Below are 13,004 nucleotides of genomic sequence, written 5' to 3'. Positions count from 1 at the left end.
GCAGGAGAAGAATCAGATCGGCCGTCACGGCCGGCGCGGCCGTGCTCGTCTGCGGCGTCACCGCGACGGTCGCCGGAAACGCGGCGGCGACGACGAACGACTCGCTCGCCGCATCCGGAATGTCACTGCGCGCCAACGCCTCCCGCATCACCGGCAGCACCGTGCTCGACGGCCGCAGCCTGCGGCTCGAGGTGTACTCGGCCGCCATGGACCGGACGATCGAGATCGACGTCCAGCGTGCGGCCGACACCTCGGCGCCACGCCCGACGCTGTACCTGCTCGACGGCGCGGGCGGCGGTCAGGATACGGCCACCTGGCAGCAGCGGACCACCGCGCTGGAGTTCCTCGCCGACAAGAACGTCAACGTCGTCCAGCCGGTCGGTGGGGCGTGGACCTACTACACCGACTGGCGAGCGCCCGATCCCGTGCTCGGAGTCAACAAGTGGCAAACCTTCCTGACCGACGAGCTGCCGCCGTTGATCGATCGCGCGCTGGGCGCGAACGGTACGAATGCCATCGCGGGACTCTCGATGTCGGGAACCTCGGTGCTGCAACTGCCGATCGCCGCGCCGGGACGCTACCGCGCGGTCGCGGCCTACAGCGGCTGCGCTCAGATCAGCGACCCGGTCGGCTACAACTTCGTCAGAACGGTCGTGGCCACCGGCGGCGGTGACACGGCGAACATGCCCTGGGAGGACGCGCTCGTCGCGTCGTGGCCGGTGCTTGCCAAGGGCCTCGACCTTCCCGCCTGACCTCGTTTCAATAGCGAGAAGCTATTGAAACCTAGGTGCTCAGGTTTGTCGGGAATCGGCGCGAATATGTCGACGATGGCGCTACCCATGCCAGGTGAGCGCGCGAATTTCAGACGTGAAGTGAACTGTCATTCGTGCTCCGGGTAACGTATGCGGTAACGACGGGTCGGTGTGGACCGCCCGGTGTGGTCACTAGGAGGTTGGTGTGGAGCGCACACTGTTCGAGCCCGAACACGATCTGTTCCGGGAGTCGTTCCGCAAGTTTCTCGATCAGCACGTCGCGCCGAACCACGCGAAGTGGGAAGAGCAGGGCATCGTCGATCGCGCGGTCTGGCTGGAGGCGGGCAAGCAGGGCTTCCTCGGTATGGCCGTCCCGGAAGAGTACGGCGGCGGCGGGGTGAAGGACTTCCGCTACAACTCGGTCATCACCGAGGAGTGCGTGAAGGGCCAGTACTCCGGCCTCGGCTTCTCGCTGCACAACGACGTCGTCGCGCCGTACCTGCTGGAGCTGGCCAACGACGAGCAGAAGCAGCGGTGGCTGCCCGGGTTCTGTTCCGGCGAGATCATCACCGCCATCGCGATGACCGAGCCCGGCACCGGCTCGGACCTGCAGGGCATCAAGACCCGCGCGGTGCGCGACGGCGACGACTGGATCCTCAACGGCGCCAAGACCTTCATCACCAACGGCATCAACGCCGACATCGTCATCGTCGTCGCCCAGACCGACCCCGAGAAGGGTGCCATGGGCTTCAGCCTGCTGGTGGTCGAGCGCGGCATGGCGGGCTTCGAGCGCGGCCGCAACCTGGACAAGATCGGCCTCAAGGCCCAGGACACCGCCGAGCTCAGCTTCACCGACGTGCGGGTGCCCGGCAAGAACCTGCTCGGCACCGAGGGCATGGGCTTCATCCACCTGATGCACAACCTGCCCCAGGAGCGACTGTCCATCGCCGTCATGGCCGCCTCCGCCATGGAGGCCTCGCTGGAGATGACCTGCCAGTACGTGCGCGACCGGAAGGCGTTCGGCAAGCCGATCGGCGCGCTGCAGAACACCCGCTTCGTGCTCGCCGAACTGGCCACCAAGACCACGGCCGTGCGCATCATGGTCGACCGCTTCATCGACGACCTCAACGCGGGCAAGCTCTCCGCCGAGGATGCCGCCATGGCCAAGTGGTGGAGCACCGAGGAACAGCTCGACCTCATCAACCGCTGCCTGCAGTTGCACGGCGGCTACGGCTACATGAAGGAATACCCGATCGCCAAGGCCTACATGGATGCCCGCATCCAGACCATCTACGGCGGCACCACCGAAATCATGAAGGAGATCATCGGCCGCTCCCTGAACTTGGCCTGATCTCTGCCTTTCGCCTCCGGCCGCACGGAATACCGTGCGGCCGGACCCGTTTCCGGGGCGGACGTGTTCGGCGTGAAGGACGGGCGCACGGCACGGCACGGGGACATCGCGTCGATGTTGCTGGACCGGCTCGATGACGATCGGCTCGGGCTGCGCACGCGCGCCCGCGACTGGACATGGGACGCGGTGGTGCGGGAATCGGCCGCACGCGCGGCACTGGCTCGGGAGTTGCGGCGCGAGGGGCCTTTTCATATCGGCGTGCTGCTGGACAACGTCCCCGACTTCAGCTTCTGGCTGGGCGCTGCCGCGCTGGCGGGCGCCACCGTGGCAGGCATCAATCCGACCCGCGGCACCGCTCAGCTCGAAGACGACATCCGACCCGTGGACTGCCAGATCGTCGTCACCGATACGGCGGGGATGCGTCGCTTGCGCGATCTGGATGTGGGGCTGGAACACGATCGGTTCCTGGTCGTGGACGATCCCGCCTACGCGGAGCTGGTGGAGAAACACCGCACCTAGTAGCGGTGGTCGATCCCGAAACTCTGCGGGACTGCGAAACCGCCGGCTGAACGAACACGGCCGAGTGCTGAACGCGGACGAGGCCATCGGTGAAATCGTGGACAAGGCGGGAAGCCTGGTCTTCGAGGGCGCCGCCGGACGCTTTCCGGGGCGAGCGTTATCCGGCGGGAACGGGCGGGGGATCCGTGGTGCGGAGGAGGTTGGCGACGGAGGTGGGAGTCCAGTGCAGGTCGGCGCCGGGACGGGTGGCGAGGTAGGCGGCGGTGCGGGGGAGCGGCCAGCCGTGTGATTCGGTGATGCCCGCGGCGAGGTGGCGCAGGTAGGCGGGGGCGGGTGGGTTGCCGGGAAGGTCGGTGTGGCGCCAGGGGGCGGTGCAGGTGAGGATCGGGTGGCCGTCGAGAGTGCCCGCGCGGACCAGGGTTTCGTAGCGTCCGGGGCCGAGGGTGGTGCGACCGTCGGCGAGCACCTCGGTCAGGTCGAGATCCTCGCCCGGCGGGCGATACATCTCCTGGGCCACGATGTCGGAGAACTGCGCGGCCGTCAGCAGGTAGGCGCGGACGGCCGTCTCGCCCGCGGCGTCCGGCGCGTAGAAAGCCCGGCCGCCGGTCCAGGTGAGCGATTCGGTGGCGAAGTAGAGCAGGCCGGGCAGCACGAGCGGGCGGGACCGCCGCGGGCCGGAACGGTCGCGGCATCCGGGCAGTTCGATCGCGCCGCCTTCGGGCCTGCCGCCTTCGAGATAGCAGTGCAGGCGGCGGTGATGCATGTTCGAGCCGTAGGCGGCGTACCACACGAGGCACGTCACCCTGCCATTGTCCCTCGTTCCGACGGGCGCCTGCCCGACGACGGCGGGCGCTGAGAGTGGCTCTCGTCACCCGAATACTTCAGAGCCACCCGGTGAGCTGCTGCAAACCCAAGCACGACACGGCGAGTGCCAGCCCGAGCGCCCCGCCGAATATCAGCGGCCGCACGCCCGCGGTGCGCACCCGTTGCCACGAGAGCGACGTCCCGATCGCCGCCAGCACCGCCGCGATCAACCACGCGCTCACCGCGCCCAGCGGCCCCGACCACGATTCGGGCACCAACCCGAATCCGGCGATCACCGAGGCCGCTACGAAGAGCACCACGAACAGCGGCACCACTTGCCATGCCGCGCGGCGGTGGTCGGTCTCGGCCTCGGCTTGCCCGGCGCTGCGTCGCCCAGCGTCAGGTTGGCCGGCGTCGTGCTGCCTGGCGCCGCGTCGCCCACTGCCGGAATTCCCGGTGTCGCGCTGCCCCAGATGCAACCCCACGCACATCGGCACGATCAGCAGACTGCGCACCAGTTTTACGATCACCGCGAACTGCGCCGCCGCGGGCCCGAAGATAGCGCCCGCCGCCAGCACCGACGAGGTGTCGTTGATCGCGGTGCCCGCCCACAGCCCGAACGCCTCCTCGGACATGCCGAGCAGTCGGCCGAGCGGCGGAAAGGCCAGCACCGCAAGGACGTTGAAGACGAAGATGGTGCCGAGCGCGTAGGCGACCCGCTCCCGGTCCGGCTTGATCACCGCGGTCGCCGCCGCGATCGCCGACGCGCCGCAGATCGTCGTCCCCACCGCGACCAGCGTCGCCGACTCCCGATCCAGCGCCAGCATCCTGCCGACCACGACCGCGGCGACCGCGCCCGCCACGACGGTCCCGACCAGCACCACCGCCGTCTGCCGCCCCACGCTCAGCACCGCGCCGAACGGCAGCCCCAGGCCGAGCAGCACGATGGCGAGCCCGAGCACTCGCTGCCTGGTCACCGCGAGCCCCGGCCCGAACACGCCGTCCTCGTCCACCGACCGCCTGCGCGCGAGCCCGACCAGCGCCCCGGCAGCGAGCGCGAACACCGGCGCTCCGATCACGGGCGCGGCCCGGCCGATCAGCGTCGCGGCGGTGGCGAGCCCGGCGACCAGCGCCAGCCCGGGCAGAAGGCGAGGAAAGCAGCACACGCTTTCACCCTCGCGCCGCGCATGTCACCCAGGTAGAGAGCGCTTTCGGAGGACCTCATAAGATCTGCTTATGTCCGTCCACCACGCTCCGGGCCGCCGCCGGGCCCATAATCGGTGCCCATGACGCTGCCGCCGGGAACGCCCGATCTGGATGTTCTCGATCTGCTCGTCTCCGTCGCCGAACTCGGCAGCCTCGGCGCGGCCGCGCGCCGCCATGGCATCAGCCAGCCCGCCGCCAGCATGCGCATCAGCGCGCTGGAACGCAGGTTGCACCTGCGGCTGCTGGACCGTGGGCCGACCGGTTCGGCGCTGACCGAGGCGGGCCGCGCGGTGGTCGATCACGCGCGCCCGGTGCTCGAGGCCGCCCGCTCCTTCGGCGTGGCGGTTGCCGCCCTGCGCGCGGGCAGCGTCCCGCGATTGCGCGTGGCGGCCTCCAAAACCATTGCCGACCATCGGATTCCGCAGTGGTTGCAGGCACTGCGCGGCATCCACCCGGAGGTGACGGTCGCGCTGGAGGTGGCCAACAGCAGCCAGGTCATGGACCTGGTCCGTAGCGAGGCCGCCGATATCGGGTTCGTCGAGGGACCGCATCCGCCCGCGGATCTCGGCAGCCGGGTGCTCGGCACCGACGAACTCGTCGTCGTGGTCGCGCCCGCCCATCCGTGGGCGCGCCGCCGCAGGCCATTGTCGCTGCGGGAACTGACCGCCACGCCACTGCTCTGGCGAGAGCCGGGATCGGGGACCCGCGATGCGGTCTGGGAGGTGCTCGGCGTCCACGGCGAGCCCGCAAGACCTGCCTCGGAACTGGGCTCGGCGGCCACGATCCTCGCCGCCGCCCGCGCGGCGGTGGCGCCCGCGGTGGTCAGCAGACTGATCGCCGCGCCCGAACTCGAGCGCGGGACGCTCGTCCAGGTGCCGCTGACCGATGCCACCGCGCTGACCCGGCAGTTCCGCGCGGTCTGGCGGTCGCGTTTCCCGCCCGCCGGTCCGGCGAAGTTGCTGGCCGAGATCGCCGCGCGCAACGAATCGGACAGCTGAGTCAACTGGTGATACTCGGGAGGGCTCGGGTGTTTTCGCAGGTGGAAGACCTGCGCCGGGATCCGGAACTGGCGTAACCATCCGGTAATCGCCGGAAACGTCGCGCGTAACGATCCGTTTCCAGCATTTGCCGCATGACAGCCAGAACGTATCCCGGCACCGGACGTCGCTCGGCGCCCGCTCGGCGGGTGAGGGACATTCTGCGGGCGCGCATTCGCAGCGGTGTCTACGGCAACCGGCCGTTGCCTTCGGAGAGCCAACTCGCGGCCGACTTCGACACCAGCCGCAATATCGTGCGCGACGCGCTGGCCCTGCTGCGCGACGAGGGACTCGTCGACCGGGTTCCCGGCGCGGGCACGTTCGTGGTGGCCGACAAGGCCGTGCAGGGCCTGGACCGCCTGCGCGGCTTGGCCGAGACCTTCGAGACGGGCAGCGACCGCGTGGTCAACACGGTCCTGCTGGCCGAGCTCGTACCCGCCACCCCGATCGTCGCCGAGCGACTCGAGCTGGAACCCGGCACGCCGGTGGTGGCGCTCGAACGTGTCCGCCATCTCGACGGCGCGCCGCTGTCGTTGGATGCCAGCTACCTCACCGCCGACGTCGGCGCGCCACTGCTGGAGTGCGATCTCACCGGCTGCGACGTCTTCGGCCTGCTGGAGGCGGAACTCGGTCTGCCGCTCGGCTCGGCGGCGGTGTCCATCGAGGCCGTCGCGGCCGACCCGACGGTGGCCGGTCTGCTCGCGGTGCGGCCCGGCTCGCCGCTGCTGTTCCTGGAACGACTCACCTACACCGATTCCGGCCGGCCCATCGACCTCGAGTACGTGCGCTATCGCGGCGACCGGTTCTCGCTGTCCGGCCGGCTGCACCGCATCCCGGTCACACCGAATCGCGGTGCGGCCGAACCGAAGGAAAGGGGCTGATCCGGATGTCGATGGACATTCCACCTGTCGCGGGACGCCGAGAACTGAGCTGCGACGTGCTCGTCGTCGGCGGCGGCACCGCGGGCACCATGGCCGCGCTGACCGCGGCCAGGCACGGCGCCGACGTGCTGCTGCTGGAGAAGGCGCACGTGCGCCACTCCGGGGCGCTGGCGATGGGCATGGACGGCGTCAACAACGCCGTCGTGCCCGGCAAGGCGAGCCCGGAGGACTACGTCGCCGACATCACCGTCGCCAACGACGGCATCGTCAACCAGCGCACCGTCTATCAGACCGCCACCCGCGGCTTCGAGATGGTGCAGCGGCTGGAGGGCTACGGCGTCAAGTTCGAGAAGGACGAGCACGGCGAGTACGCGGTGCGCAAGGTGCACCGATCCGGCAGCTACGTGCTGCCGATGCCGGAGGGCCGCGACGTGAAGAAGGTGCTGTATCGCACCCTGCGCGCCCGCGACGTCCGCGCCAAGGTGACCATCAGCAACCGGGTGATGCCGGTACGGGTGCTCACGGTGGACGGCCGGGCCGTCGGCGCCGTCGGATTCGATACGCGGACAGGCGAATTCGTCACCATTTCGGCGGGCGCGGTGATCCTGGCGACCGGCGCGTGCGGTCGCCTCGGACTGCCCGCCAGCGGCTATCTGTACGGCACCTACGAGAACCCGACCAACGCGGGCGACGGCTACGCGATGGCCTATCATGCGGGCGCGGAGCTCTCCGGCATCGAGTGCTTCCAGATCAACCCGCTCATCAAGGATTACAACGGTCCCGCCTGCGCCTACGTCGCGAATCCGTTCGGCGGCTACCAGGTCAACGCCGAGGGCAACCGGTTCGTCGACTGCGACTACTGGTCCGGGCAGATGATGGCCGAGGTCAAGCGGGAACTCGACAGCGCGCGCGGCCCGATCTACCTCAAGCTGAGCCACTTGCCCGACGCGACGATCCAAGAGATCGAGGGCATTCTGCACACCACCGAGCGCCCGACCCGCGGGACCTTCCACGCGGGTCGCGGCACCGACTACCGCACCAGCGACATCGAGATGCACATCTCCGAGATCGGTTTGTGCAGCGGACATTCCGCGTCCGGCGTGTGGGTCGACGAGCACGCGGCCACCACCGTGCCGGGTCTGTACGCGGCGGGGGACATGGCCTTGGTGCCGCACAACTACATGATCGGCGCCTTCGTCTACGGTGACATCGCGGGGGAGAGCGCGAGCGAATACGCTCGCGGCGCGGCGCGACCCGGGCTGCCGGAGGATCAGATCGAGGCGGCGCACGCGCTGATCTACCGTCCGCTGGGCAATCCGGACGGTCCGCCGCAGCAGCAGGTCGAATACAAACTGCGCCGCTTCGTCAACGACTACCTGCAACCCCCGAAGACACAGAGCTACCTCACCCTCGGCCTGGCGGCGTTCGAGCGGATGCACGCCGACATCTCCCAGATGAGCGGGCACACCCCGCACGAGCTGATGCGGTGCGCCGAGGTGACATTCATCCGTGACTGCGCGGAGATGGCGGCGCGGGCGTCGTTGCGGCGCACCGAAAGTCGATGGGGGCTCTACCATCAGCGCTCCGACTGGCCCGCGCGCGACGACGCGGAATGGTTCTGCCACCTCAACCTCTATCGCGGCGAGTCCGGCGACATGCGGTTCCTGACCCGTCCGGTGGCGCCCTACATCGTTCCGGTGCCCGGCTTCACGCGGCCCGACGGCGTTCCCGACGTCGCGGCGCCGGAGCTGGTCGGCGCGTGGAGCGCCCGATGAGCGCCCGGCTGCTCGAGCTGATGGACCTCGCCGACGAGTGTCCGCAGCTGTCCGAGCTGAGGCCGTTCCTGACCGACGCCGATCCGGAGGTGCGCCGCACCGCGCTCTCGGTGCTCAGCGAGACCACCGAAGAGTGGGCGGAATCCTCGCCGCTGGTCGCGGCGGGCCTGTCCGATCCGGATGTGTCCGTGCGCCACGCCGCCATCGGTCTGCTCACCGAGTTGCTCGAAGTCCTGGTCGCGGGAACGGAATTCGACGCGGCCCTGCATGTCGCGGTGACGGCGCAGGAACCCGCGGTGCGCGCCGCCGCGATCGAGGCGCTGTGGCGGCACCGCCGCACCGACGCCGCGGAACTGTCCAGCTGGTTCGCCGACGCCAACGCCGAGGTGCGCCGCACCGTGGTGGCCGGTTTCACCTCGGTGGACGCGCTCGTCGAACTCGATGCCGCGGCCGCCGACCCGGCGCCGAACGTCCGCATCGCGGTCGCGAAAGGCGTTGCCGCGGTGGGCGATCCGCGCGGCGCGGCGACCCTGATCCGGCTGGCGGGCGACCAGGACCCGTTGGTTCGGGCCGCCGCGCTGACCGCGCTCGCCCGGACCGGCTGCGGCGACGACGCCGCGGCCGTCGCGGCGGCCGCCCTGGACGATCCCGCCTGGCAGGTGCGCCAAGGCGCGGCGATCGCACTGGCCGTCGCCGACCCCGATCTCGCCGCGCCGCGGCTGATCTCGGCCGTCACCGACGGCAATCTCGACGTCCGCAAAGCCGCCGTGCGCGGTCTGGCCGAGCGGATCGCCGAACGACCGGAGGTCACCGCCGCCCTCCGCACCGCACTCGAGGACCCGGACGCCGATGTCCGCGCCTTCGCACGCATCGGCATAGCCAACTCCGGAAAGGAACTCTGATGGCCCAGGTCAACACCCGTATCGACGTCCCAGTCACCGTCGACGAGGCCAAGTGCATCGACGGCTGCACACTCTGCGTCGACATGTGCCCGCTCGACTCGCTCGCGATCCACTCCGACACCGGCAAGGCGTACATGCACGTCGACGAGTGCTGGTACTGCGGACCGTGCGCCGCGCGCTGCCCGGTCGGGGCGGTCACCGTGAACATCCCCTATCTGCTGCGCTGAATCCGGGCGGAGGAACACACGATGAGGACACCATCCACCCGGCTCACGGCCCTGCTGCTCGGCGCCGTCACCGCGACCACACTGCTCACGGGCTGCGGCTCCGGCGGCGACGACAACACGATCACCGTCGACATCGGCTACCAATCCAAGACCATCAACACCGTCACGGCGGGCACGTTGCTGCGCGACCGCGGCGCCTTCGAGGCCAAGCTGGCCGAACTCGGCAAGGCCAAGGGCGTGCGCTACCGCGTGGAGTGGAAGGACTTCGCCTCCGGCCCGCCGCTGACCGCGCAGATGCTCGCCGGTCAGGTGGACATCGGCTCGATGGGCGATGCCCCGATCCTGGTGAACGGCTCCAAGACCCGCGACCATCCCGACGTCGCCTCGGAGCTGATCGCGGTCACCGGCTACAATCTGCGCGGTTCGCTGAATCAGGTGGTGGTTCCGGTGAATTCGCCAGCCGCCACGCTCGCCGACCTGCGCGGCAAAGTGGTCTCGACCAGCGTCGGCTCGGCCGCGCACGGCATGCTCGCCACCGGCCTGTCCGCCGCGGGGATGAGCCTCGACGACGTGAAACTGCTCGGCCAGGATCCGCCCGTCGGCGCCTCGGCGCTGCAAGGCGATCAGGTCGCCGCGCTGGCGCAGTTCGTGCCGTGGCCACAGAAGCTGGTGTTCGACGGCAAGGCCCGGCTGCTCTACGACGGCGGCAGCGCGAACATCCCGACGTTCCACGCCGTGGTGTCCACCAAGCGATTCGGCGTCGAGCACCCGGAGGTCGTCGAGGCGTTCCTGGCCGCGCAGCGTGAAACGACCGACTATCTCAATCGCAACCCGCTGGCCGCGGCGCAGCGCGTCGCCGAGATCACAGGCATACCGGCCGAGGTCGTCTACCTGTACAACGGGCCGCACGGTCTGGTCAGCTTCGACCCGACCATCAAGCAGCCGCTCGTCGACGGGCTGGGCAGGCTCCTGCCGTTCCTGAAAAGCCTTGGCGCGCTGGCCGATCTGAACTTGGACGAGTTCGTCGAGGACAAGTATCTGCGCGCGCTCTACGGCGCCGACTACGACGCCGAGCGCGCCGACATCGCCCCGCCCAGCCCGTTGACCGGCGTCGACCCGGTCTGCGGAGGGACGTTGGACGATCCGGCCACCGCCTCGGAGGTGTGGTTCGCCGGACAGGACAGCACCTCGGTCGCGAGGACGCCGAGCTGTCTGCTGCGCCAGATCGCCGAGCGCGGCGGCGAGGTCCGCGCCGCCTATGTGCCCGACGCCGCGACCGGCATCCGGATCTTCGCCGCCACCGCCACCTGGGTCAGCGATCCGGCGGGCGCGCCCGAGCAGCGGCTCCGGCCGTTCGCCGTCGCGGCCGATGCCGAGCGCTACGCGGGCGCCCATCCGGGCAGCACGGTCCTGGACTACCGCGCCGCACTCCAGGCGCGCTGATCCGCACCACTTTTCGAGATCGAGGAGGTCAACCATGACGGTATCCGCGGAGCCGATTTCCGCCGCACCCGCCGCGTCCACCGAAACCGTGACCACGACCCGCCCGCGCAGCGGGCAATCCCTCCGAAACCCCGTGCCGCCCAAGCTTCGTGCCGCACTGCTCACCGCGGTGCCGCTGGCCGCGCTCGTGCTGCTCTGGTACCTGCTGACCACCAACCAGGTGGTGTTCTGGCTGCGCTTCGACAAGGTCCCGACACCCGGCGCGGTGTTCGAGTCCTTCCGCGCGCAGCTGGGCACCGGGTCGTACTACAGCAACATCCTCGCCAGCACCCGGCGCATCCTGGTCGGCTTCGGCCTCGCCACCGTCGCGGGCGTGCTGATCGGCATGGCCATCGGCCGGTCGGCGCTGGTCAGCGCGCTGGTACGACCGGTCGTCGAGGTGTTCCGCCCGATTCCCGCGATCGCGCTGGTACCGCTCGCCATCCTGCTGTTCCCCACCGGCGAGCAGGGCATCGTGTTCATCACGTTCTTCGCCGCGTTCTTCCCGGTGACGGTCAGCACCATCCACGCCATGCACGCCCTGCCCAAGGTGTGGGAGGAAGCGGCCCGCACGCTCGGAGCACGCCGCGGGACCATCCTGTTCCAGATCGCGCTGCCCGGTGCGTTGCCCGGCATCTTCTCCGGGCTCTCGGTCGCCATGGGCGTCGCGTGGATCTGCGTCATCAGCGCCGAGATGATCTCCGGCCAGTTCGGCATCGGTTACTTCACCTGGCAGTCCTACGGTCTGCTCGACTATCCGAGCGTGGTGGTCGGCATGCTCTCCATCGGCGTGCTCGGCTGGGCCACCGCCTTCCTTGTCGAACTGGTCGGCCGCCGGGTCAACCGCTGGCTGCCGAGGGCCGTCCGATGAGCGCCGGAGCGGCCGTGCGCCTGACCGGTCTGCGCATCGCCTACGGCGAAAGCCTCGCCGCGGAAGTCGATCTCGCGGTCGATCCGGGAGAGATCGTGGTGTTGCTCGGGCCGTCGGGCTGCGGCAAGTCCACCATCCTGCGAGCCATGGCGGGACTGCTCCCGCCGATCGGCGGCACCGTCGCGGTGGACGGCGCCACCGTCGGTGCGGCGGCCGACCAGTGCGCCATGGTGTTCCAGGAGGATGCGTTGCTGCCCTGGCGCTCGGCACGCAAGAACGTCGAATTCGCGCTGAAATTGCGGGGCGTGCCGCGCGGGCGACGCCGTGCCGAAGCGCTCGACCTGTTGGACCAGGTCGGTCTCGCGGGTTACGGCGACCACCTGCCCGGCGCGCTGTCCGGCGGCATGCGTCAGCGGGTGCAGCTGGCCCGCACATTGGCCGCGCAGCCGCGGGTGCTGCTGATGGACGAGCCGTTCGGCGCACTGGACGCCCAGACGCGCGCGGACATGCAGCGGTTGCTGATCTCGGTGTGGCAGCGGCACAAGACCACCGTCCTGTTCGTCACCCACGATGTGGACGAGGCGCTGCTGCTCGCCGACCGCGTCGTCTTGCTGACGCCGCGGCCCGCCCGCATCCAGCGCGTCATCGAGATCGAACACCCGAGGGCGCCCGGCGCCCGGTTCGAACCCGAATTCGCCCGCAGGCGTTACGAAATCCTGGCCGCGCTCGGCGAGACCGCCGACGCGGCGATCGAAGTGAGGAGCGCGTCATGACCTTCGTGATCGGCGCCGCCTGTGTCGACGTCATGGACCGGGCGTGCGTGGAGGAATGCCCCGTGGATTGCATCTACACCGGAGGGCGGATGGCCTACATCCATCCCACCGAATGCGTGGATTGTGGTGCGTGCGAGCCGGTCTGCCCGGTCGAGGCAATCTATCTCGACGCCGACATCCCGGAGGGGCAACGGGCTTTCGTGGCCGAGAACGCCCGGTTCTTCGACCAGCCGCTGCCCGGCCACGACGCCGCGCTCGGCTCTCCCGGCAGCGCCGCGAAGATCGGGGAGCTCGGGGTCGACACGCCGTACGTGGCGGAGTATCGGTCGTGAGCGCGCCGCAACGTCCGCTCCGCATTGCGATCGTGGGCGCCGGACCGGCCGGGATCTACGCCGCCGACGCGTTGATGAAGTCCGATGCCGAC

General features: G+C 69.8%; 10 protein-coding genes and 3 pseudogenes. 11 read left to right on the top strand and 2 right to left on the bottom strand.

From position 1 onward, the window contains the following. Nucleotides 1–119: 119 nt before the first annotated feature. From AC3ERS_RS18560 to AC3ERS_RS18550, 3 genes and pseudogenes are all read left to right on the top strand, one after another. A pseudogene (locus AC3ERS_RS18560) lies at nt 120–716 on the top strand (alpha/beta hydrolase); the annotation flags it as partial. Between the two features lie 241 nt (nt 717–957). After that, nucleotides 958–2,103 carry an acyl-CoA dehydrogenase family protein gene (locus AC3ERS_RS18555; protein WP_431969134.1) on the top strand — a complete coding sequence of 382 codons (1,146 nt, stop codon included), beginning with the start codon at nt 958–960 and terminating at the stop codon, nt 2,101–2,103. A gap of 114 nt (nt 2,104–2,217) precedes the next feature. Next, nucleotides 2,218–2,616, top strand: a pseudogene (locus tag AC3ERS_RS18550) (acyl-CoA synthetase); the annotation flags it as partial. A 163-nt stretch (nt 2,617–2,779) separates the two neighbouring features. Here AC3ERS_RS18550 and AC3ERS_RS18545 read toward each other — a convergent pair. Together AC3ERS_RS18545 and AC3ERS_RS18540 are read right to left on the bottom strand one after the other, a co-directional pair. Then, complete coding sequence (locus tag AC3ERS_RS18545) at nt 2,780–3,424, bottom strand: histone deacetylase (RefSeq protein WP_431969132.1); 645 nt, start codon at nt 3,422–3,424, stop codon at nt 2,780–2,782. A 79-nt stretch (nt 3,425–3,503) separates the two neighbouring features. After that, nucleotides 3,504–4,592 carry a YeiH family protein gene (locus AC3ERS_RS18540; RefSeq protein WP_431969130.1) on the bottom strand — a complete coding sequence of 363 codons (1,089 nt, stop codon included), beginning with the start codon at nt 4,590–4,592 and terminating at the stop codon, nt 3,504–3,506. A 120-nt stretch (nt 4,593–4,712) separates the two neighbouring features. Here AC3ERS_RS18540 and AC3ERS_RS18535 point away from each other — a divergent pair, with 120 nt between their 5' ends. The 8 genes and pseudogenes from AC3ERS_RS18535 to fdxA all read left to right on the top strand — a co-directional run bounded on the left by AC3ERS_RS18535 (nt 4,713) and on the right by fdxA (nt 12,912). Then, complete coding sequence (locus tag AC3ERS_RS18535; RefSeq protein WP_431969128.1) at nt 4,713–5,630, top strand: LysR substrate-binding domain-containing protein; 918 nt, start codon at nt 4,713–4,715, stop codon at nt 5,628–5,630. A 134-nt stretch (nt 5,631–5,764) separates the two neighbouring features. Further along, on the top strand, nt 5,765–6,550 hold the full coding sequence (locus AC3ERS_RS18530; RefSeq protein ID WP_431969126.1) for a GntR family transcriptional regulator: 786 nt from the start codon (nt 5,765–5,767) through the stop codon (nt 6,548–6,550). Nucleotides 6,551–6,561: 11 nt separating this feature from the next. Beyond that, nucleotides 6,562–9,227: pseudogene (locus AC3ERS_RS18525) on the top strand (fumarate reductase/succinate dehydrogenase flavoprotein subunit). After that, a complete protein-coding gene (locus AC3ERS_RS18520) occupies nt 9,227–9,454 on the top strand; it encodes a 4Fe-4S dicluster domain-containing protein (protein ID WP_431969124.1) in 228 nt (75 codons plus the stop codon). Before AC3ERS_RS18525 ends, AC3ERS_RS18520 begins: the two are co-directional and overlap by 1 nt. A 21-nt stretch (nt 9,455–9,475) precedes the next feature. After that, nucleotides 9,476–10,897: an ABC transporter substrate-binding protein gene (locus tag AC3ERS_RS18515; RefSeq protein ID WP_431969122.1), complete on the top strand. Its 1,422-nt coding sequence runs from the start codon at nt 9,476–9,478 to the stop codon at nt 10,895–10,897. Between the two features lie 34 nt (nt 10,898–10,931). Beyond that, nucleotides 10,932–11,807: an ABC transporter permease gene (locus tag AC3ERS_RS18510; protein WP_431969120.1), complete on the top strand. Its 876-nt coding sequence runs from the start codon at nt 10,932–10,934 to the stop codon at nt 11,805–11,807. After that, entirely contained in the window at nt 11,804–12,580 is a 777-nt protein-coding gene (locus tag AC3ERS_RS18505; RefSeq protein ID WP_431969118.1) for an ABC transporter ATP-binding protein, read from the top strand. The genes AC3ERS_RS18510 and AC3ERS_RS18505 overlap by 4 nt, the downstream gene beginning before the upstream one ends. Beyond that, on the top strand, nt 12,577–12,912 hold the full coding sequence (gene fdxA / locus AC3ERS_RS18500; RefSeq protein WP_431969116.1) for a ferredoxin: 336 nt from the start codon (nt 12,577–12,579) through the stop codon (nt 12,910–12,912). The genes AC3ERS_RS18505 and fdxA overlap by 4 nt, the downstream gene beginning before the upstream one ends. The last annotated feature ends 92 nt before the right edge of the window (nt 12,913–13,004 follow it).

It is taken from the genome of Nocardia sp. bgisy134, from assembly GCF_057708325.1.
This window is presented reverse-complemented; position numbering and strand designations above follow the sequence as displayed.